The following is a 26,162-nucleotide window of genomic DNA, read 5'->3' on the forward strand; positions in this document are numbered from 1 at the left end:
AGACGTCCTCGATTCGCAAGGTTGTTCGGGCTGAGGTTATTCAATGACGCTGCCCCGCTTCAGGTACTTGGCCATGGCGACGGTGCCGACAAAGCCCATCACTGCGATCAGCAGCGCCGACTCCAGGTACATGCGCGTGCCGAGGGTGATACCTAACAGGATGATCAGGGCAATGGCATTGATGTACAGCGTATCCAGCGCCAGCACCCGGTCCGGGGCGTCCGGGCCCTTAATCAGGCGATACACGTTCAGCAGGGCGGCCAGCGTTACCATCCCAATGGTCAGGTAGAGTGCGATGGTGATCATTCGAACATCTCCAGCAACGGTTTTTCGTAACGGGTGCGGATAGTCTCGATCACCTCGTCGCTATTCTCCGCATCCAGGGCGTGCACCAGCAGGAGCTTGTTGTCGTCACTGACGTCGACACTCACGGTGCCTGGGGTCAGTGAAATGGTGCTTGCCAGAATGGTGATCGCCAGTGGTTGCTCCAGCTCCAGAGGATAGGAGACAAACATTGGTCTTGGCTTGCGCGGGCTGAGAATCAGCTTGGCGACCTGAAAGCTGGCGACAACGATGTCGAAGAGGACTCGCAGCAGGTAGGCCGGCATGCGCCAGGACTTGAAAAAGGTGGGGCGCTCCGGCCAGAACGCCTGGGTCATCTGGGGAATGCCCCAGGCCAGGATCAGGCCCAAAACCACACTGCCACCAGAGACGCCATCGCTCAGGAATTGCCAGATCACGAACAGGATCAGGCTGAGCCAGGGTTGGGGAAAACTCAGGCGATCGAACATCAGTTGTCCCCCTCAACCATGGGTGTTTTCAGAATCTCGAGATAATCCCCGGGGTTCAGCAGCTGGGCAGCCGTGGCGTCGGTAAACTCGCTGATTGGCCCGGCCAGAGCCACGAGCACAACGCTGAGACCAGCGAGTGCACCAGCAGCGACGGACACATTGCCCCCCAATGGTCGGGGTTCTTCGATGTGACCGTCTACCGTGCGCCAGAAGACAATGCTGCCAGCGCGGCTGTAAGCGATCACCGTGAAGAAACTACCGATCAGCACTACCGACCATAGCCAGGCCATTTCTGAGCCCGAAAGCACCGACTGCAGGATCAGCAGCTTGGCAAAAAAACCGCTCAGCGGCGGCAGGCCAGCGGCGGCTACCGCGCCCACCAGGAACAATACGCTCAGGAAGGTGCGGTTGCGCATACGCGGTGCGGTGACGATCTTGTCCTTGGCGCTGCCGCGCTGATTGGCAACCATTTCTGCCACCAGGAACAGGCCGCCAACGGTCCAGGTGCTGCTGAGCAGGTAGAACAGTGCCGCAGAAATGCCCGCAGCCGAGCCCAGGGCTATCGGCGCCAGCAGGGTGCCCACGGAAATGATGACCTGCCAGGCGACCAGGGTTTTCAGGTTGTCTGCACCCAAGGCACCAATTACCCCCATGGTCAGGGTGACCAGCGCCAGCGGGAACAGCCAGTCCATGCCCAGGTTGGCCAGGGCGCCGGCGTCGTCGCCGAACACCAGCAGGTACACTCGCAAGATGGCGTAGATGCCCACTTTGGTCATCACCGCAAACAGCGCAGCGACCGGGGCGGTGGCACTGGCGTAGGCCTTGGGCAGCCAGAAACACAGCGGGATCAGTGCGGCCTTGAGTGCAAACACCACCAGAAGCATCATGCCGCCGGCTTTGACGATGCTCATGTTCTCGCCAGCCAATTCCGGAATTTTCAGCGCCAGGTCGGCCATGTTCAGGGTGCCGGTAACGCTGTAGATCATCCCGACACTGATCAGGAAGATCGCGGAGCCCGCCAGGTTGAGAACCACGTAATGCAACCCGGGAATACTGCGGGCGCGCCCACCGCCGTGCATCAGCAGTCCGTAGGAGGCAATCAGCAGAACCTCGAACGCCACGAACAGGTTGAACAGATCGCCGGTGAGGAAGGCGATGTTCAGGCCCATCAGCTGGAACAGGAAAAGGCCATGGAACTGGCGATTGCCCTCGTCCGCGCCGCCAATGGCAAAGATGTGACAGAAAATAGCCAGGATAGCGGTCAGCACCAGCATCAGTGCCGCCAGGCGATCCAGCACCAGGACAATGCCAAAGGGCGGTTGCCAGTTGCCAAAGGCGTACAGGCGGTAGCTGTCGTCACTGGCCAGCACGACCAGGATGATGGTTGATGCCAGCAAGAGCACGGTGGTGGCGATGGCCAGGGTTCGGCGCAGGCTGATCGGGGCGTAGCCCATGAAGACCTGGAGGATGCCACCCAGCAGGGGAATCAGGATTGGTGCAGTAAGCCAGTGGTTCATTTACCGGTCTCCTCCGGCTTCTGGGCGGTATGGGTGGCGTCGGACTCCTGATGACCGTCAACATGATCGTCGTCGTGGTCAGCCAGACTGCGCAACGACAACACCACCACAAACGCCGTCATCGCAAAACCGATGACAATCGCTGTCAGAACGAGGGCCTGGGGCAGGGGGTCGGCGTAGCCATCGGCGGTACCCAGGACGGGTTGGGCACCGGTGGCCAGTCGTCCGCTGGAAAACAGGAACAGATTGACGCCATAGGAAATCAGGGTCAGTCCGACCACCACCGGAAACGTGCGTGCCCGCAAAAGCAGGTATACGCCGGAGGCGGTCAAAGCGCCAATGACCAGTGCAAAGACAAGCTCCATTACGCGCCCTCCTTAGGACTCTTGATGGCCGAGTGCGGTGATAGCCGTCCAATGCTGACCAGCGCGAGCATCGTGGCGCCGATGACGGTCAGATAGACACCCAGATCGAACACCAGGGCCGAAGCCACCTCAAACTTGCCGACCACCGGCCAGGTAATGTAATCAAAGGTGGACGTTAGGAACGGATAGCTGAAAGCAAAGCTGCCCGCGCCGGCAATGACCGCAAACAGCAGGCCAACGCCGATCACACTGTGGTATTTGAACGGAACCCGGTCCTGGGTCCAGATCATGCCACTGGCGACGTACTGGAGGATCAGCGCAACGGAGGTGATCAAGCCGGCGATGAAGCCGCCGCCGGGCAGATTGTGGCCGCGCAGGAAGATATAGGCCGATACCATCAGAGCCAGCGGCAGCATCGGGCTCGCAATCAGGCGCAGCATCAGCGGGTGGGAATCGCGGCTCCAGCCGTGACCCTGGCCATCCCCGGGAGGCGGAGTCAGCGCTGTGTTCTTGAGCATGGCGTAGATGCCCAGAGCGGCAATGGCCAGGACGGTAATTTCACCCAAGGTATCGAAGCCTCGGAAATCCACGAGGATGACATTGACCACGTTGGTGCCACCACCCCCGGACTTGCTGTTGTCCAGGAAGAAATCAGAAATGGAGCTGAATGGCTGGGTGAGCATGGCCAGGGTGACCAGTGTCATCCCGGTTCCGGCGACCAGCGCGATGATAACGTCGCGAACCCGCCGTGGGGTGGCTGTTTCCAGCGGTGTCCAGGAGGGCATGTAATACAGGGCCAGCATCAGCAGGACAATCGTGACTACTTCCACTGAGAGCTGGGTCATGGCCAAGTCCGGAGCGGAGAAGCGAGCGAACGCCAGTGCGACCACCAGGCCAACGACGCTCAGCAGCACCAGGGCAGTGAAGCGGTCGCGATGAAAAACCGCGGTCAGGATCGCGCAGAGGATCAGCACGCCCGCACCGATGGCCGTTGGAATATCCACCGGGCTCAGACCATTCTCGCCAATGAATACACCCAGGTTGGTCAGTGGCGCTGCCGCCACTGCTATTACACTGAGTACCAGTAGCAGTCCGTAGCGCTGGAGCGAGCCATTTTCGATGCGCGCTGTCAGGCGGTTGGCAAACCCCTCCACTCGCAGCACCGCAGCCTCAAATACTGCTTTTTCATCCACCTCTTTGAAGCGGGCATGGAAATCAAAAAAGCGCTGTCGCTGGCTGTACATCAGTAGGCCACCGAAGAAGGCAAGGAAACTCATCAGCAGCGGCAGGTTGAAGCCGTGGGCAATGGTCAGGTGGTACTCCGGCACGTTACCACCGAGAGTGGCCGAGGCCGCAGCGTAAAGCAGCGGGCCAACGGAAATGGCCGGGAAAATGCCCACCATGATGCAGGCGAACACCAGGATTTCTACCGGGATCTTCATATACCGGGGCGGCTCATGGGGCGGATATACCGGTAGATCCACCGGTTTGCCATTGAAGAACACGTCGTGGATGAAGCGGGCGGAGTACGCGACGGCGAAGGTCCCGGCTAGGGTAGCCACCAGCGGCGGCAACCAGGCCCAGTATCCCGGCAGGTTTAGCTGCAGGGATTCGGCAAAGAACATTTCTTTACTCAGGAAGCCGTTCAGTAGCGGCACCCCGGCCATGGAGGAGGCCGCCACCATGGCAAGCGTAGCGGTATGCGGCATATACCTCCACAGGCCGTTGATGCGGCGCATGTCTCGGGTGCCGGTCTCATGGTCGATGATACCCGCCGCCATAAACAGTGAGGCCTTGAAGATGGCGTGGTTAATGACGTGGAAGACTGCAGCCACGGCCGCCAGTTTGGTGCCCATGCCGAACAGCAGGGTGATCAGCCCCAGGTGACTGACGGTGGAGTAGGCCAGCAGGCCCTTCAAATCATGCTTGAACATGGCCACATAGGCGCCCAGCAGCAGTGTCGCCATGCCGGTGAAACTGACCATGTAGAACCATTGTTCGGTTCCGGCCAGCGCCGGATACAGGCGTGCCATTAGGAAGATGCCGGCTTTCACCATAGTGGCGGAATGCAGGTACGCTGAGACCGGCGTGGGCGCCTGCATGGCATGAGGCAGCCAGAAATGGAACGGGAACTGGGCAGATTTGGTAAAGGCGCCCAGCAGCACCAGGGTCAGGGCGACCGGGTACATGGCATGGGCCTTGATTTCGGCACCTGCGGCCAGAACGTCATCGAGCTCGAAACTGCCGACGATGTTCCCGAGGATCAGGATGCCGGCCAGCAGCGCCAGGCCACCACCACCGGTTACGGCCAGTGCCATCCGGGCTCCGCGTCGAGCGTCCTGCTTGTGGGTCCAGAAGCTGATCAGCAGGAACGAAGTCAGGCTGGTCAATTCCCAGAAAATCATCATCAGCAGCAGGTTGCTGGACAGAACGATGCCGAGCATCGAGCCTTTGAAACACAGGAGGAGAGCGTAGAACTTGCCGACGTTCTCTTTTTCTTTCAGGTAATAGCGGGCGTAGAGAATGATCAGCAGCCCGATGACCAGAATCAGCAGAGCAAACAGCAGCGACAGCCCGTCCAGGCGGAAGCTCAGGGAGAGACCAATGGCCGGCAGCCATTCATAGGTATGCAGCACCATGCCGCCGTCAGCCAGAGTTTCCCAGTGAGGAAACAGAGCGGCCAGAGCAATCAGTGCTGGCACCGACGATGCGACAGCAATTGCCGTACGCCCACCTTGGGCAAATAAAGGCGCGGCTATGGCGCCCAGAAACGGCAGTAAAACAACCAGCGGTAGCGACATCGCAACCTCGTTAGGATTTATCTATTCCGTGAATGGAGACGGGTGTTCGCGTGAGTTTAGTCTTCGACCGGCTCCCCTGCATAACGACTATTCAGGCGCAGACAAGGGTGCGGTGGAGTTAATCAAGAGCAATCGCAGGCGGGTCAGGAAAGTAGGGTAAACGGCCCCGGTGCCGCGCAATGTCGGCGGTAATAGGTGGGCGCTGGGCATATATGCAGCCGAAGGACCTTGCGGTCATGGTTGCTCCGTTAGTCAAACTTGATCGCTGATGATACGTGGTCGGTCTCGCAGGTCAAGTCACCCGGTACCGGATCACGTGTATACTCTGTGCAAAAATTCCTGAGGCCACATTATGAATGCCACCTACCCAAATCTACTCAAACCGTTGGATCTTGGATTTACCGAGCTGAAAAATCGGGTGCTGATGGGGTCCATGCACACCGGCCTGGAAGACCGGTTCTGGAATATCCACAAATTCGCCCGCTATTTCGCGGAACGCGCTGAAGGCGGGGTAGGGCTCATGGTGACCGGTGGTTACTCGCCCAATCTGGCCGGCCAGCTGGCGCCGCTGGCCTCGACCATGAACAACCGGGCGACAGCGCTGCTGCACCGTCATGTTACCGGTGCCGTGCACGAGGCTGGTGGGAAAATCTGTCTGCAGTTGCTGCATGCTGGGCGCTACGGTTATCAGCCATTAATCGTTTCCGCCTCAGCTACCAAGTCGCCGATCAGCCCATTCAAGGCGCGGGCGCTGTCCAGCAAGGGTGTCGAGCGGCAGATCGACGATTTTGTCAGCGCCGCCAAACTAGCCCGGTTTGCCGGTTATGACGGCGTCGAGGTGATGGGCTCGGAAGGCTACTTCATCAACCAGTTCCTGTGTGAACGCACCAACAAGCGTACCGACAAGTGGGGCGGGTCCTACGAGAATCGCATGCGCCTGCCGGTGGAAATCGTCCGCCGCATTCGCGAGGCAGTGGGGCCTGAGTTCATCATTATTTATCGGTTGTCGATGCTCGACCTGGTAGAAGGTGGCCAGACCTGGGATCAGATTGTCACCTTGGGCAAAGCCATCGAGCAAGCCGGTGCCACCATTATCAATACCGGTATCGGCTGGCACGAAGCCCGGGTGCCAACCATCGTGACCTCGGTGCCAAGAGGTGGGTTCGCCGACGTAACCGCAAAGTTTTACGGCGAGGTAGAGATCCCGTTGTGTACCACCAACCGGATCAACACCCCGGAGAAAGGTGAGGAGATCCTCGCCGCTGGCAAGGCCGATATGGTGTCCATGGCCCGGCCGTTGCTCGCCGACAGCGAATTTGTCCGCAAGGCCGAGCAAAACCGCGCCGACGAAATTAACACCTGCATCGCCTGCAACCAGGCCTGCCTGGATCACGCCTTTCAGGCCAAGCGAGCCAGTTGTCTGGTTAACCCCCGAGCCTGTCATGAAACCGAACTGGTACTCACCGTAGCCCCCGTTGCCCGGCGCGTGGCGGTGGTCGGAGCCGGTCCCGCCGGTCTGGCGGCGGCCACAACGGCCGCCAAGCGTGGTCACAAGGTCACCTTGTTTGAAGCGGATGACCAGATTGGCGGCCAGTTCAATTACGCCAAACGGATCCCTGGCAAGGAGGAGTTCTACGAGACCCTGCGCTACTTCAAGCGCCAGATCGAGTTGCTGGGTGTTGATCTGCAGCTGAACACCCGGGTCGACAGCAACCGGCTGGCCAGCGACGGCTTTGATGATGTGATCATTGCCACGGGCGTAAAACCGCGGACGCCGGCCATCGAGGGTATCGACCATCCCAAGGTGTTGGGCTATCTCGATGTATTGCGCCACAACAAGCCAGTGGGCAAAAGTGTCGCGGTGATCGGTGCCGGCGGTATCGGCTTCGATGTTAGCGAATTTCTCACCCACGACTTCGAGCAGCACCCTGAGGGTGAGCAAGTCAGCGTGCAGGCCTGGCAGGCGGAATGGGGCGTGAACCCGGACTATGAAGGTCCGGGCGGACTGGCGGAGCGACAGCCGACGGCGTCACCGCGCAAGATCTACCTGATGCAGCGCAAAACCGGCAAAGTTGGCGCCGGCCTGGGCAAAACCTCAGGCTGGGTGCACCGCAACAGCCTCAAGCACCGCGATGTGGAGATGCTGCGGGGCTGTCGCTATGACCGGATAGACGACGATGGCCTGCACATCACCATCACCGACAAGGATGGCAAGGCGGCGGAAACCCGCGTGCTGGACGTGGACCACGTGGTGTTGTGTGCCGGACAGGAACCCTTCCGGGAGCTGTATGACCAGATCGTTGACAGTGGCGCGAGGGCGCATTTGATTGGCGGTGCGGACGTGGCTGAAGAGCTCGATGCGAAGCGGGCAATTCGCCAGGGAACCGAGGTTGCGGCGAAACTCTGAAGCTTTCCATTCGGGGCCTATCCGGCCCCGAATTGGCTGATTGTGACGCGTTGCGTCAGTTAGCTTACCGGGCGGATTTCAGTGCGTTGAAGATGGCCTCTGCTTCCGCTTCCAGAACCTGGCAGCGCAGGCTATGGCCTTGCTGCAGCGCCTGGGCCAGCTGTTTCTGCTTCATGTCATAGAGTCGGCTGAGAATATCGGCCTGGCTCTGTTTCATCGGTGTGCCCATGGCTACCTCCCCATTTTGACACCTGTGTCAAAATCTTTTACGACTAGCGCCAAAAATCGGCCTGTCTACTGATAGAGATGCATAACGTGGGCCATGTGTTACAGATCTAACGGCCAAATCGTGAACGATAGGCGCCGGGCGCCAAGCCAGTGTGTTTCCGGAACAGACGGCTGAACGAGCTGACATCCTCATAACCGATGGTGTTAATTATTTCGTCAATCGGCCGTCGCGATGTCTCCAGATGGTGCCGGGCGTGCTCCACCCGCAGCAGTTGCAAATAGGTATTCGGAGTGTCGCCAGTGGCCGCCTTGAAGCGCCGTAACAGGGAGCGTTCGCTAAGCCCGGCCTGGTGAGCGAGTTCCGATAACGCAATGGTTTGGGTGAAGTGACTGTCCAGCCAGTCCTGCAGCTGCAGGACCGTGGCGTCGGTGTGATAGCGTTTTGCCTGGAGGGCGCTGTAGGGCGCCTGGCTGGTCCGCCCGGCGTCAATGACGAACGCCTTGGCCAGCTGTCGGGACGCATCCGGTCCGGCGTAACGCTCCACCAGGTACACCCCCAAATCCCACCAGGCCATGCCACCGCCGGCACAGGCAATGTCGCCATCGACCGTCACCAGTTTTTCCGGCCGGCAGATTACCTCTGGATAACGCTGACGGAACTGATTGCTGAAGCCCCAGTGGGTGGTCGCCTCGCGGCCATTCAGCAGCCCCGCCTCCGCCAGGAGAAACGCCCCGGTGCAATTGCTTGCCAACAGCCTTGGCGAGCTGTCCTGCCGGGACAGCCAGCTCACCAGCTGCCGGTTGTGTGCCAGCACATCGGTGATGGGTGCGCCGATGGTGGGCACGATAAGGATGTCCGCTGGCGGCAGCTCACGGTCATTCCAGCTGCCATCGGCGAGCAGAGTGATGCCATTAATGCAGCGGCAAGGATCGCCGCTCTCTGTGAGAAGACGGGTCCGAAACAGCGGTTCGGGCGGTTCGCCATGAATTCTGGCCCAGGTCACACCGGCCAGGCGGAACAGGTCAATAATCCCCGTAATGGCGCTGGCAAGGGCGCCGTCAAAACCAATCACCGAAACACTGTGCATTATGCCTCCAAGGTAGGGTGCTGGTGCGGGTATTGTATCCGGGACTGTGTGCAGCAGGGATGCTGCACTCAAGTGTACAGGGACGTATTTACAGCGCGTCCCGGGAACAATACCCGCATCGGCATCCGGACGGTCTAACCGATTGGCGATATTGGCCAACATTATGTCATAAATGCCGGTTTTCTAACCCTTGTCGCTGTGACACTCTGTGTGCCATTAAAAGGAGAAGCACAATGACCGACACCCTGATCGATCGCCGCGACCTGGCGTTTCAGCTCTACGAAGTCCTCGACACCGAGACCCTGACCGAACGCGAGCGCTTCAGTGAGCACAGCCGTGACACCTTCGATGCCGTGGTTGAAACCGCCGACCGCATCGCCCGGGACAAGTTTGCCACCCACAACAGCGCCGCCGACAAAGATGAGCCAAAATTTGTGGATGGTGCCGTGGAAATGCTCCCGGCCGTCAAAGAGGCTTTCGACGCCTATGCCGAGGCCGGATTCATTGCCGGGCGCTACGACTACGATCTGGGCGGCATGCAGCTGCCGGAATCAGTAATGGCGGCCTGCAACGGCTTCTTCACCGCAGCTAACCCAGGCACGGCTGGTTATCCGTTCCTGACCACCGCTGCGGCTAACCTCATTCGGGTGTTTGGTAACGAACAACAGCAGCAAACTTTCCTGCCGCACATGCTGTCAGGTCGCTTTACAGGCACCATGGCATTGACCGAGCCGCACGCAGGCTCCTCGCTGGCGGACATCCGCACCTCGGCGACACCGACGGAGGACGGCGACTACCTGATCAAAGGCGCGAAGATCTATATCTCCGGCGGCGAACAGTCGCTGACCGAGAACATCGTGCACATGGTGCTGGCCAAGATTAAGGGCGCACCGGCCGGGGTAAAAGGTATCTCGCTGTTCATCGTGCCCAAGTTCCTGGTGGACGAGGACGGTAACGCCACTGAGCGCAACGGCGTGAACCTCGCTGGGTTGATCCACAAGCTGGGCTACCGTGGCACCACGTCTACCGCATTGAGCTTCGGTGATGACGCTCCGTGCCACGGCTATCTGGTGGGCGAGCCGCACCAGGGCTTGAAGTATATGTTCCAGATGATGAACGAGGCCCGCGTGGGCGTTGGCTTCGGCGCGGCTGTGATCGGTTATCGCGGCTATATGCACAGCCTGGAGTATGCCAAGGATCGGCTGCAAGGCCGCAAGCCGTCGGAAAAGAACCCGGAAACACCGCAGGTGCCGATCATCGAGCACGCCGATGTGCGTCGCATGCTGCTGGCCCAGAAGGCCTACAGTGAAGGTGGCCTGGCGCTGTGCCTGTATGGCGCGCGGCTCATGGACGACCAGCACACGCACCCGGATGAGCAGAAGCGACAGGAAGCGGCCAAACTGCTGGACCTGCTGACCCCAGTGATTAAAGCCTGGCCCTCTGAGTACGGCCCAAAAGCCAATGATCTGGCGATCCAGGTCTATGGTGGTGCCGGCTATACCCGGGAGTATCCGGTCGAGCAATGCTGGCGTGACAACCGGTTGAACCCTATACACGAAGGCACCAACGGCATTCAGGCCCTGGACTTGCTCGGTCGCAAGATCTGGCAGGACCAGAGCCACGGTCTGCAGCTGCTTATGCAGCAAATGCAGCTGGATCTGGAGGCCGCTACATCAGATCGCTGTCAGCAGTGGGCGCTGTCCCTGAGCGAAACCCTGCAGCAGGCGGTGAAGGTCACCCAGAGCCTGGGTAAATCACTGATGAGCGAGAATCCCGACCGTGTACTGGCAAACGCCTCGTGCTACTTGCACCTGTTTGGTCACATCATCGTGTCCTGGATGTGGCTGCGCCAGGCCAACGCCGCGGAAAAGGCACTGGCGACGGTGAGCTCTGACGATGAGCGGAATTTCTACCAGGGCAAGATTCAGGCGGCCCAGTATTTCTTCCATTGGGAACTGCCCACCGTTGCCCAGGACCTGGTACTGCTCAAGAACCAGGATGACACATGTCTGGCGATGAAAGCGGAGTGGTTCTGAGGCAATAGACCCGATGCCGCTAAAAAAAACCGGCCGTGATCCTGGCGGCCGGTAAGTGGCGAAATCCATCACTGTGAGCCAGACTTTATGGGTCCGCCGCTGCGGATGTTGCTCGGCATGTTGAGTACCAATAAAAAGAACCACTCAACCACAAGGATGGAATAGCCATGACAACACCCAATGCGTCCTCGGCCGCCGTGCACTGGAGCGTGCGGGGAATGCTGGTGGAGTACCTCACCTCTGGACGGCTGGCGGAAGTGGTCTACCGAGACAGTGCGGGCCAGATTCGCATGGTTCACGATGTTATCAGGGACCTGTTCAGCCGGGCCGGCCATGAGTACATTCTGCTGGGGCGGGGAAGTATGGTCAGTCTTGACCACATCATAACCCTCGATGGCCGAACCCTTGCCGTAAGTCGTTAGTAACCAAACGGTAATCCCCGAGCAATTGTATGTGACAGTGTGTAATCGTAACCTGATGTTGATTTATCACGGACCAACAGAGGGACATGGTTATGAACAAGTTCACACTGAGCGCACTGGCAATGGTCATGACACTGGGTCTTGCCGCTTGCAGCTCCGAGGACGAAGGCGCCGATTTCGACCAGGCTGCCGATAACGCCGAAGAGATGATGGACGACGCCGGCGATGCGGCTGAGAACGCCTACGAGGATGCGACTGGCCAGACAGCCTGGGAGCAGACCAAGGACGCTGCAGAAGATACAGCCGAAGAAGTGGAAGAGGCTGCTGAAGAAGCAGGTGAAGCCATGGAAGAAGGCTATGATGAAGCTACCCAGTAATGGGGTAGTACAAAACCGGCACAGGTTTCCTGTGCCGGTTTTTTTGTGCCTTGAAAAAAGTGTTGTGCAAGAACCAGCGTGCACAGGCCCTTGTCAAAAAACAGTAACGGTTTTGACTTGTTCCTGTTTCACCATTGTCACATTTCTTGTCGAAACTGGCCCCTCAATAACGAATGTCTGTTCTGATAAGAGAGGGAATCATGGCCAAACACGATCTTGATCCGAACTACCTGGATCCGAATTACGAACCGGTCGTTAACCAGAGCGGCAATAACCCGTTTCAAGAGGTGCTGGCTGCCCGGCTAAAGCGTCGTGCAGTCATGAAAGGCACGGTGGGCGCGGCGCTCGCCAGTATCATGGGCATGACTCTGGTTGGTTGTGACAGTGATGACGACGATAACGACACGGGTTCAGTAGCTGGTGTGCAGACTGACCTGGGCTTCAAGGCCGTCCCTGTGTCCAATGCCAATCAGGTGGTTGTTCCCGAGGGCTATTCTGCGAAGGCCTTCCTACCCTGGGGCACCCCGATTACCGGGTCTTACCCTGAGTTCCGAGCCGATGCCTCCAACACCGGCGCCGAGCAGGAACAACAGGTGGGCATGCACCACGATGGGCTTCATTTTTTCCCGATCGACCAGAAGGCCGGCGGCAATAGCTCCACCGAAGGTCTGCTGGTGATGAACCACGAGTACATCAATCAGGCTGCCCTGCATCCGACTGGCGCGACCTATGTCCTCGGTGAGCGTCCTGCCGACGAAGTGCGCAAGGAAATCGCCGCCCATGGTGTGTCGGTGGTGCACATCAAACAGGACAGCGAAGGCGCCTGGGACGTGGTGTTTGGTAGCCCGTTCAATCGCCGGATTACCGGCAATACTGAAATGGACATTCGCGGCCCGGTACGTGGCAACTCAAAGCTGGTCACCAAGTTCAGTCCGAACGGCACCGAAACCCGGGGCACGCTGAACAACTGTTCCATGGGGCCGACGCCCTGGGGTACCTACCTGGCCGCCGAGGAAAACTGGCACGGCTACTTTGCCAATAGCAATCCCGATCAACCCCGTGAACAGACGCGCCACGGCGTGGGCAATTCCAGCCGGTACGATTGGGAACTGGCGGATAGTGGTGCCGACGAATACGTGCGTTTTGACGTGACGCCGGGTCTTGGAGATCCAGACACTGACTACCGCAATGAAGCCAACACCTACGGCTACATGGTCGAAATTGACCCATTCACACCGGAAGCCAAGCCCCAGAAGCGTACCGCTCTGGGCCGTTTCGGCCACGAGGGCGTGATCTTCGCATCGGTAACCGAGGGTAAGCCGGTGGTGTGCTACTCCGGTGACGATTCCCGCTTCGAATACATCTACAAATTTGTCTCGTCCCAGCCATACTCGGCAGCAACCGCTGGCGGCTATCTGCTGGACGAGGGCACCCTCTACGTTGCCAAGTTTAATGACGACGGCAGCGGTGAATGGCTGGCCCTGTCTCTTGAGGATGCGGACTTCGCCGCCAAGGTCGCAGCAGCCGAAGGTACCATGGTGGGCGACATCAATTTCACCGGCTTTGACGATCAGGCCGACGTGCTCCTGAACACCCGCCTAGCCGCCGACATCGCCGGTGCCACGCCGATGGACCGCCCGGAATGGGGCGCTGTGGATCCGAACACCGGCGAGGTCTACTTCACCCTGACAAACAATTCCAACCGGACTGAAGCGCAGACCGATGCCGCCAACCCCCAGGCGGACAACCGCACTGGCCATATTATTCGGTGGACTGAAGAGAGCAGCGACCATGCTGCGGTCAGCTTCGACTGGGACATCTTTGTCTTTGGCGGCGAGCAGGGTACCGAAACGGTTGTCGACGGTGAGGCGGTTGTCACCTTGGACGACGATAACATCTTCAACAGCCCGGATGGCCTGTGGTTCGACTACAACGGCCGCCTGTGGATCCAGACCGATGGTTCCGACGCCGAGCCCTATCAGAACAACATGATGCTCGCCGCTAACCCAGTGACTCGCGAAATCAAGCGCTTCTTCGTGGGGCCGGTGGGTTGCGAAGTCACTGGTGTGGTAACCACGCCCGATGTAAAAACCATGTTTGTGAACATCCAGCATCCGGATGCCAACTGGCCCTTTGGCACCGAGGGCGATCATCCCCGAGATGCCACGGTGATCGTGACTCGCAACGATGGAGGCGTGATCGGGGCGTAAGTTCAAATCTAGGCGGGTAAGTTTTTCAAGCTGCCGCAAAGCGGGCTGGTGCTCCCAATGGGGTAGTCCGCTTTGCGGTTTTTCGTTTTGGTCAGGTATGCATGAATGAAATGATAGACTGCCAATGGAGTTCATTTAAGGAGGTGATGTCTTGGCCGCACCAGAGCACGTTCCTGCAAATCCCGACCCCATAGCCCGCCGTTCCGACCCGGCCCGTAATCTGGCCGTGGTGGTTTACATACTTCAGGCGTTGTCATTTTTTGTTGGAGGCATCACCGGGTTGGTCGGCGTGATCATCAATTACGTCAAGCTGGATGATGTCCGCAATACCTGGATCGAATCGCACTTCCGGTGGCAGATCCGGACTTTCTGGATCGGGCTGTTGTGGACCGTCGTTGGAATCGTGACCATGCCGCTGGTCATTGGCTGGTTTATTTTGCTGGGTATCTCAATCTGGATCATCTACCGCATCGTGAAGGGCGCCCTGGCCCTGAATGAAGGCGAGACCCTTTAGCGGACAGTGCTGTCGTAAGGGGTCAGTTAGCTGAGCGGATTGATTAGAGGGTACTGACGTAACTCAGCAAACACAGACCGAGCGAGAAAATCACAAACGCGAACGCGACCCGGGCCCTGCGGTGCGGGGGCACCAGGCTAGGCTGGTGCATAGACTCCGGCGCGCGTTCGGGGGTCATACCGCAACCAGCATCATTGAGTGCTGGGCCACTTTGGCCTCGACACACAGAGCGCAGTTGGTTCGTGAACAGTGCTCGGAATCGTGAAGGTGCATGCGCGCCTGATCATCTGGGTTGCGGTTGTTCAGGCCTCTGTAGATGTTAATGTGGCTGGTGAGCGCGCGGGAAGCTCTTTCGGCTGTGTCGAAGGGGCCGAGGTCTGCCTGCTCGCGGGTAAGGGCGTACCAGCCATATACGGTATGCAGTAAACGGCCACGATGTGCGCTGGGAATTGATGTGCCTGTTCGCATTTCTCTGCCTCTCTGTAGCGACGTTTTTGGCTACGCAGTGGAACAACCGGTCCTTTTTCTTTTAGCCCGTTACCCAGCTCCGTGGCAGCGGATGTATTACATCACGCAAGATGACGCACTTTGGTTCCAAAAACATTGATAAATGTGACATCTGTCGCAAAAATAAAGGTCAATCGCTCGTCACCTCCTTTAATTTCAAGGCACTGACCATGCCTGCAAACCCCATCAGACCAAGCACCAGGATCACCGCGACCTCTGAGACAAGGGATACGACGGCAGTCAGGCCACCGGTCACTAGCAACAGCACCCCTATGACGGAATTGCTGACCGAAGTGTAGTCGGTGCGCTTGTTACCTCCGGCCATGTCCACCAGGTAGGTTTTCCGGCCCAGCCGGACACCGGCGTGGGCAATGCTCAGGCAGAAAAAGGCTATGGGGTAGAACCAGACACCGGCAAAGTCGGTGCCGAAAATGAGGGTGCTGATGCCAACCACCAGGCACACGCCGCTGGCCATGGCCGCGCCCCGGATCATCACCCGGCGGCTGGAGGTGTCAGCCATCCAGCCCCAGAAGCTGGCACTCACCGAACTGGCCAGGCTGCTTGCCAGCAGGAAAACACCCAGCATCCAGCCAATATCGGATTCTTTCTGGGCCAGCACGACGAAATAGGGGGAAGCCAGGGCTGAACACAGCAACAGGGCCCGGGTAATCACAAAATGCCGGAATGGCGCGTCGTCGCGCAGCAGGGACAAGCTTTGCACTGCATCTTTGAGGGCGTTACCTCCACCGCCGGTCTCGCCTGCATACTCGTCCACGCCAGCAAACAGGAACCCGGCGATAACCCACAGACCGGCAGCGAGAAGGAGCAGAGCACTGTAGAAGGTCAGGCTGGGGTCGCCCCGATCCCAGAACAGCAGGGCCGTCATGATCACCGTCGCCGTGCCACCGAGAGTAGTTGCCAACCCGGACAGGCGGCCCCGACGGGTTTTCGGGATGCACTTCCCCTGGACATCTTTCATGGAGACCGAACAGAAACCGCGGGCAAGTGAGAAGGCAATCAGGCAGGCCACAATGCCACCGCCGGCGGCATAGCCCTCCAGGAACCAGACGCTGGCCGCCATGCCCACCACACTAATGGCCTGGCCAAAACTACCCATAGTCCAGAACCACTTACGGACCGCCTTTTGCCGCACCCAGGCCCCAATCACCATCTGCGGAACCATGGAGCCGGACTCTCGAATCGGAACCAGCCACGCCACCAGGGCCGGTGCGCCGACCGCACTCATTAACCAGGCGAGCACGGTTTTCGGGCTGGTCAGCAGGTCACCGAGCTTGGTCAGTACGTTGCTCGCCAGAATCAGAAAGAAGTTGCGGGGCACTTCCCGGCAAGCTTCGGCGGGGATGTCTTTGCAAACCCGTGCGTCTTCCTCATTGGCAATCAGGCTATAGAGTTGGTCAAGAGTGTCAGAGTTCTGCTTGGGCAAACCGATGTCCTCGGGGCAATTGAGTGGTAAGGATACCAGTACTTCAAATACCCCTGAACCTCGATGTACGTTGCGGTGGCGTGCACAGACCAAAAGCAGCCAGGCTCACCGCAGGGCTACTTGCTTGCCTGACGTTTTTGCTTGGTGCTTAATGGGCGCCTGAAACAGGGAACCGATCTATGCTCAGTTATCTTCATGCTTTTCACGCTGGCAATTTTGCCGATGTTCAAAAACACTCAGCTTTGGCACTGGCCGCCACGATGATGCAGTCCAAGAAGTCCGGGATTGCCTTCATCGATACCCACGCTGGCAGTGCTGTTTATGATCTTGGTAGCGAGCGGGCCCGAAAAACCGGTGAAGCGGATAGCGGTATACAAAAGCTCTGGGCGGCACGCGAACGCCTCAGTTCATCGGACTGGCAACCAGTGCTTAGTGTTCTGGCTGGCCTGAACGGAAAGACAGCCCAGCTCAGACGTTACCCGGGATCGCCGGCCTGGTTTCGTCATTTTTTGCGGGACGATGATTCACTGGTTACCTTTGAGCTGCACCCAACCGAAGGTGAGCTACTGTCTGATTGGGCATCGTCTCCGAAGATTCGGGTGGTAAAAGCCGATGGCCTGTCAGGCATGCTCAATCTACTTCCTCCACGGCAGCCACGGCTGCTGGTGCTGATCGATCCATCCTACGAGATCAAATCCGATTACGCCGATGTCGCGGCAACGTTGCAAAAGGCCTGGCAGAAATGCCGTCACGGCGTTTACCTTATCTGGTACCCCATCCTGACTAGTGGGCTCCAGCAGGAACTGCTCGAAGCAGTGCGGCAGGGTTCGGTCCGGAAAGTGCTGCGAAGTGAGGTTCATCTTGAACAGCCGCCGGAGCGCGGCATGACCGGCTCAGGCATGCTGGTGGTCAACCCGCCATGGGGCTTTGATGATCGCCTGTCGGCGATGATCGAAAAGATTAAGGAGGGCCCGGAAGGTCTCGGTGTCAGCCACCACCTGGACTGGCTGGTGCCGGAGTAGAGTCAGCCTCCGGTTTCGCTCGCTGACTCTGGCGCCTGATTCTCCAGAGTCTCCACAAGCTGCTGGATACGTTTCAGAATCTCGGTGCCCCGCTCGCCCGTTGCATTGATATAGTCCTGACGGACGGGTTGGCTGGCTTCGGCAAAGACCGCACGTTCCTCTTCGGTAAGCTCAACCACCTTGAGCTGCTCGCCTTCCAGCATCGTTTTCAGCCGTGCCTGATTTAGCTCTTCTTGAGAGCGCCAGGCTATTTCGGCGACTTCCTTCAGAGAACTGTCTAGCCACTGCTGCTGCTTCTCTGGCAATGCCTGATACCAGTCCCGGTTGGTGACCAGTGAGGCGATGAACTGAGTAGGGCGGGCAATGGTCAGGGTGCTCTGAACTTCGTAGAACTCCATCTCTTCAATCGCGAAAACCGGGTTGGCCTGGGCGTCGATTTTACGCAGCTGAAGATCGGTATAGACCTGGGAGAAGGGCGTTTGTTCGGGTTGCGCGCCATAGGCGCGGTAGCTGGCGGCCGCCATGTCGGAGGTCATGGTTCGGATGCGCAGATCCTGGAAGTCCGCCGGCGACCGCAGCGGCTTGTTTGCGGTCCAGGTCATCCAGCCCTCTGGCACGAACGCCAGCAGTTTCAGGTTCCGGCTGGCGTAGGGTGTTTCGAACATGGCCAGCAGCTCAGGGCTGGCCAGCAGCTGGCGATTCACGTTGCCGTCGTCGGACAGCAGGTAATGCAGGGTGAAGACACCCACTTCCGGAATCTGGTCAGCCAGGTGCCCGGGGGAGGCAAATGCCAGTTGCACCGAGCCGTTCTTGGCCAGTTCGGTCAGCTGTGCCGAGGTGCCCAGGGAGCCGTAGGGAAAGATGTCCAGCAGGATTCTGCCATCCGAGCGTTCTTCAATACTCTCTTTTAGTGCCTGGGCGTAGGCGTGTTGTACACTGCCCTCAATTTCTTCCAGGGCGAAGCGCCAGGTGACGGGGTATTCTGGGGGCGTGGTTTCCGGCGTCGCCTTACCCAATGACGTGGATTCACTCTCAGAACAGCCGGCCATGGACAGCAGCAGGATTGCCAGGAAGGGAAGCCAGTGGCCCGTGATGCGCATATCCCGTTCTCCAGAGCCGGGGTGAATGTTTAACTGCCGCTAAAGTAACACATTTGGACTGGAGCCTTCCTGTCCACTGCCGTCGGAGTAAGAGTATGACAAACCAGAAGCAGGCGATGCTATACGGGCTCGCGACTGTCCTGCTTTGGTCCACCGTTGCCACCGCCTTCAAACTGGCGCTGCGGGAGTTGGCGCCGGTCGAAATGCTGTTGATCGCGTGTACCTCGTCGGTGCTGGTGATCGCGATCATTCTGATGATTCAAGGCCGCTGGCATCAGGTTTTTTCACTCAGTCGCCGGCAATACGCCCAGTCGTTTGGTATGGGGCTGATCAATCCCTGTCTGTATTACTTCGTGCTGTTCGGTGCCTTTGATCGTCTGCCTGCCCAGGAGGCGCAGCCGCTGAATTACACCTGGGCCCTGGTGCTGGCGTACCTGTCCGTGCCTTTCCTGGGACAGCGGTTAAGAAAGACCGACATCCTTGCCGGACTGGTGTGCTACGCCGGCGTGGTGGTGATTGCCACCCGGGGTGCGGTAACGTCACTCACGTTCTCGGATCCGCTGGGGGTGTCGCTGGCCATTGGCAGCACCGTGATCTGGGCGTCTTATTGGATACTGGCAACCCGGGACGCCCGGGATCCGGTGGTCGGCCTGTTCCTCAATTTCCTGTTCGGGTTGCCGGTAATTGCATTGATTTGCGGGCTGACCGAGGGCTTTAACCTGCCGGGCCCCGGGGCTTTTGCTGCGGCCGTGTATGTCGGGGTCTTCGAAATGGGGATCGCGTTCGTGCTCTGGTCGTACGCCATGAAGAAGGCCGAAAACACGTCTCGGGTCAGCAACCTGATTTTTATCTCCCCGTTCTTGTCGCTGGTCTTTATCTACTTCATTCTGGGTGAACAGATCCTGCCCTCTACTTACATTGGGCTGGTGCTGATCGTCGCGGGTCTTTGGCTGCAGCAGAAAAAAGTTCGGGTTCGGGAGCAGGCACTGGCCCATGGCTCCTGAGTGGTTTGTCTACATGGTCCGGACGTCCGGGGGCGCACTGTATACCGGCATCACCACCGACGTGGAACGCCGGTTTTCCGAACACCAGGCGGGCGCACCGAAAGGCGCGCGTAGTCTTCGGGGCAAGGGGCCGCTCACCTTGGTATTTCACGCATCGGCTGGTGATCGCAGCCGGGCATCCCGCCTGGAATGGCGCATCAAGCAGTGGACGCGGGCGCGCAAAGAGGCGCTGGTCAGTGGGCGGCTCACGCTGCCAGATGACGTTTGATGTGTGCCCCAGCGCCGGCCACCGCGTCGGTCGCCCGGTCCAGTTGGCCGCTGTGAATCTGAAACACGTGCCAGAGGCTGTTGAAGATCTCGAGCGTTGTGGACACATCATCCCGCTGCGCGGCTGCGGCCAGTCGCTCGGCATCGTTGAGCAGCATTTCTTCGCTACCGGCCTGGATCAGGAGCGGTGGCAGGCCTGACAGGTCACCGTAAACCGGTGAGATCAGCGGGTTGGTCAGCGGCTCGCTCCCGCTATACAGTCGTGCCGCTTTTCCGGTCCAGCGGGGCTGCAGTACGGGTTCGATTTCCGGGGCATAAAGGTGTTGCTGGGTCAGGTCGACCCAGGGCGAGAAAACGGTTAGTGATGACGGCAATGGCAGCTGCCGATCTCTGAGTCGCATGGCCAGTGCAACGGTTAGCCCGCCGCCTGCGGAATCCCCGGCGATGGCAATTTGCGCCGGGGCGACACCCTGTTCCAGCAGGGCCGAGTACACCGCCTCGACGTCGTCCAGAGCGGCCGGGAAGGGATGTTCCGGCGCTAACCGGTAGTCGGGAGTGATTACCGTGCAGCCGCTGGCCTTGGCCAGGTGACCGGTAAGGCCACGGTGGGTGGCCGCGGAACCAATAATAAAACCACCACCGTGCAGATACAGTAAGACGCCCCGGCTGGTGTCACCAAACAGGGTCCGGGTGACGGGCAGGCCGCCGATGGAATCCTGCTCAAAGCGGCACCCTCGGGGCGGCACGGAGCTGCGATAAGCCTGGCGGGTGAGGGTGCGTTGAAGCTGCACTGGCACCGCCGGGTGAAGCACCGGGCGTACCAATCGTCGCATGGTCTGGCGCAGGCCCGCCTCAAGAAGGTGTTGCAGCATCTGTGTTCTACCCCCGCTATGCGTTAGGATTGCAGATCAAACAGGTTATTAATCAATCATGACAGGCGTTTAACTCTACGTGTACTGGAAAACAGATACCATAGAAATTCCGGATTGGGACAGGCATTCGCTGTTAGATCGGCTGGAGGCTTTTGACCCTGCGACTCCGAGGGAGTTAAGCGACCAGATGGTCGCCTACTGCCGCTTTTACGGCCTGGACCTGTGGGTCGAGCACCCCGAGGTGGTTTACCATCAGGGCTATGTAGAGGCGGGACGTCATCAGGTTATGGTGCATTATTACCGGCTGCCTGAGTCGTTTACCCCGCGGGGTACGGTCTTCATCCTGCATGGTTATTTCGATCATGTCGGGTTGTACAGCCAGCTCATCGATCGGTGCCTGGGTGCTGGATTTGACGTGCTGGCGTACGATCAGCCGGGCCATGGTTTGTCCAGCGGGACGCCGGCCGCCATTGGCAGCTTCATCGAGTACCAGGGTGTGTTGTCGGATGTGATGGCACATGTGCAGACGAAAGTCCGCCAACCCTGGTTTGCGGTGGGGCAGAGTACCGGTGGTGCGATCCTTATCGATTACCTGCTGTCCAATGGTCATAGTCAGCAAACGTCTGCCTTCCGGAAGGTGGTGTTGCTGGCGCCTCTGGTACGACCGATGGGGTGGTTGGGAGCGAAGGTGCTGCACAGCCTGATGAAGCCTTTCATCACGCGCTGGCGGAGGGCCTTTTCCGCGAACAGCGGAAACTCCCGGTTCCTGCGGTTCCTGCGTGAGCACGATCCACTGCAGGCGCGGGCGGTGCATGTAGACTGGGTGGGCGCTTTGCGCAGCTGGGTGCCCCATATTGAATCTGCGCGGCCAGTGGATTTTCCAGTAACCGTGGTGCAGGGAGAGAAGGATCTGACGGTGGATTGGGAGCACAATCTGCGGATTATCCGCAACAAATTCTCGTCGGTTGAGGAGCTGAGAATCCCGGACGGACGCCATCACCTGGTGAATGAAGCCCAGGATCTGCAAGCGACCGTATTCAATACCATCATTGACACATTTTCGAACCCGTCGGCGCAGACTGAAGGAAAAACCGCAGCTGGCCGCTAATGAGAGAACACAGGAGATAGTTGTGAAAAAAACGATTCTTGCTTTCGCGGTGGCAACCGTAGGACTTGGCGGTTGCATGACTTACGATCCGTACACCGGTGAAGAAAAGACCTCCAGTGCCACCAAGGGTAGTATTATTGGAGCTCTGGGCGGTGCGGCCGTTGGCGCAGCGACCTCCAGCAAAAGCGACCGTGGTAAGGGCGCGCTGATCGGTGCTGCCGGTGGTGCGGCCATCGGCGGTGGTATCGGTTACTACATGGATAAGCAGGAAGCACAGCTGCGCCGGAAACTGGAAGGTTCCGGTGTGCGCGTTGTCCGTAACGGTGACCAGATTGAACTGATCATGCCGGGCAACATCACCTTTGATCTCAACCAGTCGTCCATCAAGCCGTCGTTCACCGATACGCTGGATTCCGTTGCTCTGGTTCTGAAAGAGTTCGACAAGACCATCATCCAGATTGAAGGCCATACCGACAGCTCCGGTTCCCAGAGCTACAATCAGTTGCTGAGCGAGCAGCGCGCCAGCTCCGTTCGCGATTTTCTGTTGAATCAGAACATTGCACCAAAGCGTACCCGCGCCGTGGGTTATGGTGAGCGCTACCCGCTGGCCTCCAACGACAGTGCCGCCGGGCGTGAGCAGAACCGCCGGGTTGAGCTGACGCTGGTGCCGATGCAGTAAACAGGCAGTAATCGGCCAGTGATCGTCCCGTAATTGGGCGCTGGCCGATTCGATGACACAAAAAAGGCTTCGGTATCTAACCGAAGCCTTTTTTAATGCTTTTCGCTAAAACCTGAGTGCCGGCGGCATCAGTTCTTACCAGGCAGCCAGTCGTCGATACGCTGCTTCAGGCTGTCCAGTTGGTCAGCACTGGAATCCTTCACTTCACTCAGCTTGTCCTTGGCAGTGTCGATCTGGGCTTCAAGGGCTTGGATTTTCTCCGAGAACTCCCGCTGAACTTCTGCCTCGGACTGTTCATCTTTGGCTTTGGCCATCTTCTCTTCAGCTTGTGCCCGCAGGCTCTCAACCTGTTTGCTCCAGTGATCGGTCTGGGTTTCCAGTTTGTGCTGCAGTGATTCCTTCAAAGACATACACGACTCCTTTTCGATGAACATTCAGGCGCTTTCGGCGCCTGACTATTACATGGTGGGAGGCTGCCAATTCTCAAGGGCGATTCCATGGACAGCTGATTAAATTATTGAAATGTGGAACTAAATTAAGGCTATTCCCGTGATTTTCATAACGTGGGGTGCCAACGTGGGCGCGCAGTCGCGTGCAAAACGCGCACTGGTAACTCTAATGACAAGAATCAACGAGTAAGGAGTTTTTTCGTGAACAAGACTTTATGGATTGCCGCCCCGCTCGCAATCACGCTTGCCGCCGCGCCCCTTGCCCATGGTGGGCCACTGTTTGATCTGGCCGAACCGCTCCTCGGCCAAACTGAAGTTCCCGGTGCTGCAGCCTCCGCTGGCGACGTGATTCCTGGGCGTTTCATCCTGACCCTGGACCCGGCGTTGCCGACACTGCTCAATACCTCCAGCCTCGAAACCGCCGTCCAGCAATTGCTGACTGCAACCGGTGGCGGAGAACTGCTGCACCTATACAATACCGCCATGACCGGCGCCGCCGTTGCGTTGTCTGAAAGCCAGGCCGCTTTGCTGACGTCTATGCCGGGCGTGCAGGCGGTGGAGCCGGACCGTGTGGTTCTGGCCTCCGAAACCCAGCAGGACGCCACCTGGGGACTGGATCGCGTGGACCAGGCGTTCCTGCCGCTGAATGATCGCTACGCTTACCCTGCCAATGCAGGCAACGGCGTAACCGTGTATGTGATTGATACCGGTCTGAGAGACTCGCACACTGAATTTACCGGACGCGTGAGCGAAGGCCGAAATTTCGCCGGTGCCGGTGGCCTGGGGTTACCCCTGTTTGGTTTGCTGGGCGGTGAGGCCAGCGATCCGGAAGATACGTCTGACTGTAATGGCCACGGCACCCACGTATCCAGTACTGCTGTGGGCACCGAGTATGGTATTGCCAAGGGCGCTGCCATCGCCCCAATCCGGGTGCTGAACTGTGCCGGCGCCGGCAGTAACTCGGACGTGATTGCCGGCGTGGACTGGGTCGCTGAAAACCATGAAGCCCCAGCCGTTGCCAACATGTCCCTGGGTGGTGGTAATTCGACGGCGCTGGACAACGCCGTGCGTGGTGCCATCGAGGAAGGCGTGACCTTTGTGGTTGCCGCCGGTAACGATGATGCAGACGCCTGCAGCGGCTCGCCGAACCGGGTTGCTGAGGCGGTCACGGTGGGCAGCACCACTCGCAATGACGAACGCTCCTCGTTTTCCAACCATGGCAGCTGCCTGGATCTGTTCGCTCCGGGCTCCAACATCACAGCAGCCTGGTATCAGAGTGACAACCAGACCAATACCATCAGTGGCACGTCGATGGCGTCGCCTCATGTTGCCGGTAACGCCGCTCTTCTGCTGGCCGCGGATGGCCAGCTAACCCCGGCAGCAGTGCACGAAGCACTGGTGCAGCAAACCACGCCCAACGTGCTGTCGGGTATCAAGGCCGGTTCTCCAAACCTGCTGTTGCGCGTTCAACAGTAAACTGCAGGCCCAAAAAAACCGGGGTCTCGGCCCCGGTTTTTACTACCCGTTCATCGGTGCTTGCGTTAGAACAGTACGCGGCAGCGGATAGTGCCCTTCACCTGGAGCAACTTCTCCAGCGCCAGCTCACCGTAGGCCTTGTCCACGTCGACAACCACGTAACCAATGTCTTCCTTGGTTTGCAGGTACTGGCCGCACACGTTGATGCCGTTCTCGGAGAACACCTGGTTGATCTCGGACATCACGCCGGGCACGTTCTCGTGAATGTGCAGCAGGCGGTGCTGGTTCGGGTGTGACGGCAGCGCAACTTCCGGGAAGTTGACTGAAGATACCGAGGTGCCGTTGTCGCTGTACATGGCCAGCTTCTCGGCCACTTCGCGGCCGATGTTTTCCTGTGCCTCAATGGTGGAACCGCCTACGTGTGGAGTCAGGATCACGTTATCGAACTCGCGCAGCGGTGACACAAACTCTTCGTCGTTGGATTTGGGCTCAACCGGGAATACGTCGATGGCCGCACCCAGGAGCTTGCCGCTCTTGAGGGCATCGGCGCAGGCGTCGATGTCGACCACGGTGCCGCGGGACGCGTTCATCAGGATGGAGCCCGGCTTCATCTGCGCGAACTGCTCAGCCTTGAACATGTACTTGGTGGCCGGGGTTTCCGGAACGTGCAGGCTCACTACATCGGCAATGTTCAACAATTCCTGCAGGGTGCCTACCTGGGTGGCATTACCAATCGACAGCTTGGAAACGACGTCGTAGAAATAGACGTCCATGCCCAGGCCCTCGGCCAGCACGCTGAACTGGGTGCCGATGTTGCCGTAGCCGATGATGCCCAGCTTCTTGCCGCGAATCTCGTAGCTGTCCTTGGCGGATTTCAGCCATTCACCGCGGTGCGCCTTGGCGTTCTTCTCAGGTACGCCACGCAGCAGCAGAATCGCTTGGGCAAGAACCAGCTCGGCAACACTACGGGTGTTGGAGAAGGGTGCGTTAAACACCGCGATGCCGCGGCGGGTCGCTGCCTGCAGGTTCACCTGGTTGGTACCGATACAGAAACATCCCACTGCTACCAGCTTATTGGCAGCGTCAAATACTTTCTCAGTCAGTTGGGTGCGCGAACGAATCCCAACGAAGTGCGCATCGGCAATCTTCTCAATCAGGTCTTCCTCGGACAGCGAGTGAGTCAGATATTCGATGTTGGTGTAGCCTGCGGCATTCAGGGTATCAATCGCAGATTGATGCACGCCTTCCAGCAGCAGGATCCGGATTTTGCTCTTTTCGAGAGACGTATTTGACATGGGCTTGCTTCCGAACCTTTCGTCACGTGAAATGACCTGTGGCCAGTGATCGTCAGGGCTGGCTCACAGAACAGGGGCGGTATGATACCATAAACGCAGAATTTCACAGCGCGCCGGATTGCCTGAATAAAAGGCCTTGGTAACCGCAGGGTTACCGGTCCCCGGACCAACCTCGACGAGACT

Annotated in this window: 25 protein-coding genes; 12 read left to right on the plus strand and 13 right to left on the minus strand. The window is 58.8% G+C overall.

Translation table 11 applies throughout. The features are described 5' to 3' along the window. Positions 1–36 precede the first annotated feature (36 nt). Genes FGO67_RS07350 through FGO67_RS07370 form a run of 5 tightly spaced genes read right to left on the minus strand, consistent with a single transcriptional unit; the run spans position 37 to position 5,474 of the window. A complete protein-coding gene (locus FGO67_RS07350; RefSeq protein WP_203300101.1) occupies positions 37–306 on the minus strand; it encodes a K+/H+ antiporter subunit F in 270 nt (89 codons plus the stop codon). After that, positions 303–791 carry a Na+/H+ antiporter subunit E gene (locus tag FGO67_RS07355; RefSeq protein ID WP_203300102.1) on the minus strand — a complete coding sequence of 163 codons (489 nt, stop codon included), beginning with the start codon at positions 789–791 and terminating at the stop codon, positions 303–305. The genes FGO67_RS07350 and FGO67_RS07355 overlap by 4 nt, the downstream gene beginning before the upstream one ends. Next, positions 791–2,308, minus strand: a complete 1,518-nt coding sequence (locus FGO67_RS07360) for a monovalent cation/H+ antiporter subunit D (RefSeq protein WP_203300103.1) — start codon at positions 2,306–2,308, stop codon at positions 791–793. The genes FGO67_RS07355 and FGO67_RS07360 overlap by 1 nt, the downstream gene beginning before the upstream one ends. Then, complete coding sequence (locus FGO67_RS07365; RefSeq protein WP_203300104.1) at positions 2,305–2,673, minus strand: Na+/H+ antiporter subunit C; 369 nt, start codon at positions 2,671–2,673, stop codon at positions 2,305–2,307. Before FGO67_RS07365 ends, FGO67_RS07360 begins: the two co-directional genes overlap by 4 nt. Continuing rightward, the gene (locus tag FGO67_RS07370) at positions 2,673–5,474 is read right to left on the minus strand and encodes a monovalent cation/H+ antiporter subunit A (protein WP_203300105.1); all 2,802 of its coding nucleotides are present in this window, start codon (positions 5,472–5,474) and stop codon (positions 2,673–2,675) included. Before FGO67_RS07370 ends, FGO67_RS07365 begins: the two co-directional genes overlap by 1 nt. 352 nt (positions 5,475–5,826) lie before the next feature. Here FGO67_RS07370 and FGO67_RS07375 point away from each other — a divergent pair, with 352 nt between their 5' ends. Continuing rightward, positions 5,827–7,881: an NADPH-dependent 2,4-dienoyl-CoA reductase gene (locus FGO67_RS07375; RefSeq protein ID WP_203300106.1), complete on the plus strand. Its 2,055-nt coding sequence runs from the start codon at positions 5,827–5,829 to the stop codon at positions 7,879–7,881. A gap of 64 nt (positions 7,882–7,945) precedes the next feature. Here the strand turns inward: FGO67_RS07375 and FGO67_RS07380 are convergent, their stop codons facing one another. Together FGO67_RS07380 and FGO67_RS07385 are read right to left on the minus strand one after the other, a co-directional pair. Further along, on the minus strand, positions 7,946–8,110 hold the full coding sequence (locus tag FGO67_RS07380) for a hypothetical protein (protein ID WP_203300107.1): 165 nt from the start codon (positions 8,108–8,110) through the stop codon (positions 7,946–7,948). 106 nt (positions 8,111–8,216) lie between these two features. After that, positions 8,217–9,197, minus strand: coding sequence for a GlxA family transcriptional regulator (locus tag FGO67_RS07385; protein WP_203300108.1), 981 nt, complete (start codon positions 9,195–9,197; stop codon positions 8,217–8,219). A 233-nt stretch (positions 9,198–9,430) separates the two neighbouring features. Between FGO67_RS07385 and FGO67_RS07390 the strand changes: the two genes are divergently transcribed. The 5 genes from FGO67_RS07390 (at position 9,431) to FGO67_RS07410 (ending at position 14,756) form a co-directional block, all read left to right on the plus strand. Next, the gene (locus FGO67_RS07390) at positions 9,431–11,233 is read left to right on the plus strand and encodes an acyl-CoA dehydrogenase (protein WP_203300109.1); all 1,803 of its coding nucleotides are present in this window, start codon (positions 9,431–9,433) and stop codon (positions 11,231–11,233) included. A gap of 167 nt (positions 11,234–11,400) precedes the next feature. After that, positions 11,401–11,655 (plus strand): hypothetical protein, encoded by a 255-nt coding sequence (locus tag FGO67_RS07395; protein WP_203300110.1) that lies wholly within the window; start codon positions 11,401–11,403, stop codon positions 11,653–11,655. Between the two features lie 92 nt (positions 11,656–11,747). Continuing rightward, complete coding sequence (locus tag FGO67_RS07400; protein ID WP_203300111.1) at positions 11,748–12,032, plus strand: hypothetical protein; 285 nt, start codon at positions 11,748–11,750, stop codon at positions 12,030–12,032. A 200-nt stretch (positions 12,033–12,232) separates the two neighbouring features. Next, positions 12,233–14,242: a PhoX family protein gene (locus tag FGO67_RS07405; protein WP_203300112.1), complete on the plus strand. Its 2,010-nt coding sequence runs from the start codon at positions 12,233–12,235 to the stop codon at positions 14,240–14,242. Positions 14,243–14,393: 151 nt separating this feature from the next. Next, positions 14,394–14,756: a DUF4870 family protein gene (locus tag FGO67_RS07410; RefSeq protein ID WP_203300113.1), complete on the plus strand. Its 363-nt coding sequence runs from the start codon at positions 14,394–14,396 to the stop codon at positions 14,754–14,756. A gap of 174 nt (positions 14,757–14,930) precedes the next feature. Here FGO67_RS07410 and FGO67_RS07415 read toward each other — a convergent pair whose 3' ends face one another. Further along, positions 14,931–15,224: a hypothetical protein gene (locus FGO67_RS07415; RefSeq protein WP_203300114.1), complete on the minus strand. Its 294-nt coding sequence runs from the start codon at positions 15,222–15,224 to the stop codon at positions 14,931–14,933. Between the two features lie 169 nt (positions 15,225–15,393). After that, a complete protein-coding gene (locus FGO67_RS07420) occupies positions 15,394–16,707 on the minus strand; it encodes an MFS transporter (protein ID WP_203300115.1) in 1,314 nt (437 codons plus the stop codon). A 179-nt stretch (positions 16,708–16,886) separates the two neighbouring features. Between FGO67_RS07420 and FGO67_RS07425 the strand changes: the two genes are divergently transcribed. Then, entirely contained in the window at positions 16,887–17,729 is an 843-nt protein-coding gene (locus FGO67_RS07425) for a 23S rRNA (adenine(2030)-N(6))-methyltransferase RlmJ (protein WP_203300116.1), read from the plus strand. A gap of 2 nt (positions 17,730–17,731) precedes the next feature. On the opposite strand, the gene dctP is transcribed toward FGO67_RS07425, so the two are convergent. Beyond that, entirely contained in the window at positions 17,732–18,829 is a 1,098-nt protein-coding gene (dctP, locus tag FGO67_RS07430) for a TRAP transporter substrate-binding protein DctP (protein WP_203300117.1), read from the minus strand. A gap of 95 nt (positions 18,830–18,924) precedes the next feature. On the opposite strand from dctP, the gene FGO67_RS07435 reads away from it, so the two are divergent. Both FGO67_RS07435 and FGO67_RS07440 read left to right on the plus strand, forming a co-directional pair. Further along, complete coding sequence (locus FGO67_RS07435; RefSeq protein ID WP_203300118.1) at positions 18,925–19,833, plus strand: DMT family transporter; 909 nt, start codon at positions 18,925–18,927, stop codon at positions 19,831–19,833. After that, positions 19,823–20,101 (plus strand): GIY-YIG nuclease family protein, encoded by a 279-nt coding sequence (locus FGO67_RS07440; protein WP_203300119.1) that lies wholly within the window; start codon positions 19,823–19,825, stop codon positions 20,099–20,101. The genes FGO67_RS07435 and FGO67_RS07440 overlap by 11 nt, the downstream gene beginning before the upstream one ends. On the opposite strand, the gene FGO67_RS07445 is transcribed toward FGO67_RS07440, so the two are convergent. Continuing rightward, positions 20,079–20,972 carry an alpha/beta hydrolase gene (locus tag FGO67_RS07445; RefSeq protein ID WP_203300120.1) on the minus strand — a complete coding sequence of 298 codons (894 nt, stop codon included), beginning with the start codon at positions 20,970–20,972 and terminating at the stop codon, positions 20,079–20,081. The two genes, FGO67_RS07440 and FGO67_RS07445, sit on opposite strands and share 23 nt — an antisense overlap. A 79-nt stretch (positions 20,973–21,051) precedes the next feature. Here FGO67_RS07445 and FGO67_RS07450 point away from each other — a divergent pair, with 79 nt between their 5' ends. Continuing rightward, positions 21,052–22,080 carry an alpha/beta fold hydrolase gene (locus FGO67_RS07450; RefSeq protein WP_203300121.1) on the plus strand — a complete coding sequence of 343 codons (1,029 nt, stop codon included), beginning with the start codon at positions 21,052–21,054 and terminating at the stop codon, positions 22,078–22,080. Between the two features lie 22 nt (positions 22,081–22,102). Continuing rightward, positions 22,103–22,759: a YiaD family glycine zipper/OmpA-like lipoprotein gene (locus tag FGO67_RS07455; protein ID WP_203300122.1), complete on the plus strand. Its 657-nt coding sequence runs from the start codon at positions 22,103–22,105 to the stop codon at positions 22,757–22,759. A gap of 128 nt (positions 22,760–22,887) precedes the next feature. On the opposite strand, the gene FGO67_RS07460 is transcribed toward FGO67_RS07455, so the two are convergent. Beyond that, positions 22,888–23,169, minus strand: coding sequence for a hypothetical protein (locus FGO67_RS07460; protein WP_203300123.1), 282 nt, complete (start codon positions 23,167–23,169; stop codon positions 22,888–22,890). 240 nt (positions 23,170–23,409) lie between these two features. On the opposite strand from FGO67_RS07460, the gene FGO67_RS07465 reads away from it, so the two are divergent. Then, positions 23,410–24,684 carry a S8 family serine peptidase gene (locus FGO67_RS07465; RefSeq protein WP_203300124.1) on the plus strand — a complete coding sequence of 425 codons (1,275 nt, stop codon included), beginning with the start codon at positions 23,410–23,412 and terminating at the stop codon, positions 24,682–24,684. Positions 24,685–24,749: 65 nt separating this feature from the next. Here the strand turns inward: FGO67_RS07465 and serA are convergent, their stop codons facing one another. Then, the gene (gene serA, locus FGO67_RS07470; RefSeq protein WP_203300125.1) at positions 24,750–25,979 is read right to left on the minus strand and encodes a phosphoglycerate dehydrogenase; all 1,230 of its coding nucleotides are present in this window, start codon (positions 25,977–25,979) and stop codon (positions 24,750–24,752) included. Positions 25,980–26,162 lie beyond the last annotated feature (183 nt).

This window comes from Marinobacter sediminum, assembly GCF_016820575.1.
Lineage (GTDB): Bacteria > Pseudomonadota > Gammaproteobacteria > Pseudomonadales > Oleiphilaceae > Marinobacter > Marinobacter sediminum.

Bases quoted from the DNA above. Each gene is read 5' to 3' on its own strand.
- FGO67_RS07405 (WP_203300112.1), top strand. From the start codon at position 12,233: ATGGCCAAACACGATCTTGATCCGAACTACCTGGATCCGAATTACGAA.
- FGO67_RS07375 (WP_203300106.1), top strand. From the start codon at position 5,827: ATGAATGCCACCTACCCAAATCTACTCAAACCGTTGGATCTTGGATTT.
- FGO67_RS07460 (WP_203300123.1), bottom strand. From the start codon at position 23,169: ATGTCTTTGAAGGAATCACTGCAGCACAAACTGGAAACCCAGACCGAT.
- FGO67_RS07400 (WP_203300111.1), top strand. From the start codon at position 11,748: ATGAACAAGTTCACACTGAGCGCACTGGCAATGGTCATGACACTGGGT.
- FGO67_RS07395 (WP_203300110.1), top strand. From the start codon at position 11,401: ATGACAACACCCAATGCGTCCTCGGCCGCCGTGCACTGGAGCGTGCGG.
- FGO67_RS07445 (WP_203300120.1), bottom strand. From the start codon at position 20,972: ATGCTGCAACACCTTCTTGAGGCGGGCCTGCGCCAGACCATGCGACGA.
- FGO67_RS07355 (WP_203300102.1), bottom strand. From the start codon at position 791: ATGTTCGATCGCCTGAGTTTTCCCCAACCCTGGCTCAGCCTGATCCTG.
- FGO67_RS07435 (WP_203300118.1), top strand. From the start codon at position 18,925: ATGACAAACCAGAAGCAGGCGATGCTATACGGGCTCGCGACTGTCCTG.
- FGO67_RS07350 (WP_203300101.1), bottom strand. From the start codon at position 306: ATGATCACCATCGCACTCTACCTGACCATTGGGATGGTAACGCTGGCC.
- FGO67_RS07415 (WP_203300114.1), bottom strand. From the start codon at position 15,224: ATGCGAACAGGCACATCAATTCCCAGCGCACATCGTGGCCGTTTACTG.
- FGO67_RS07365 (WP_203300104.1), bottom strand. From the start codon at position 2,673: ATGGAGCTTGTCTTTGCACTGGTCATTGGCGCTTTGACCGCCTCCGGC.
- FGO67_RS07370 (WP_203300105.1), bottom strand. From the start codon at position 5,474: ATGTCGCTACCGCTGGTTGTTTTACTGCCGTTTCTGGGCGCCATAGCC.
- FGO67_RS07390 (WP_203300109.1), top strand. From the start codon at position 9,431: ATGACCGACACCCTGATCGATCGCCGCGACCTGGCGTTTCAGCTCTAC.
- FGO67_RS07385 (WP_203300108.1), bottom strand. From the start codon at position 9,197: ATGCACAGTGTTTCGGTGATTGGTTTTGACGGCGCCCTTGCCAGCGCC.
- FGO67_RS07440 (WP_203300119.1), top strand. From the start codon at position 19,823: ATGGCTCCTGAGTGGTTTGTCTACATGGTCCGGACGTCCGGGGGCGCA.
- FGO67_RS07360 (WP_203300103.1), bottom strand. From the start codon at position 2,308: ATGAACCACTGGCTTACTGCACCAATCCTGATTCCCCTGCTGGGTGGC.
- FGO67_RS07425 (WP_203300116.1), top strand. From the start codon at position 16,887: ATGCTCAGTTATCTTCATGCTTTTCACGCTGGCAATTTTGCCGATGTT.
- FGO67_RS07380 (WP_203300107.1), bottom strand. From the start codon at position 8,110: ATGGGCACACCGATGAAACAGAGCCAGGCCGATATTCTCAGCCGACTC.
- serA (WP_203300125.1), bottom strand. From the start codon at position 25,979: ATGTCAAATACGTCTCTCGAAAAGAGCAAAATCCGGATCCTGCTGCTG.
- dctP (WP_203300117.1), bottom strand. From the start codon at position 18,829: ATGCGCATCACGGGCCACTGGCTTCCCTTCCTGGCAATCCTGCTGCTG.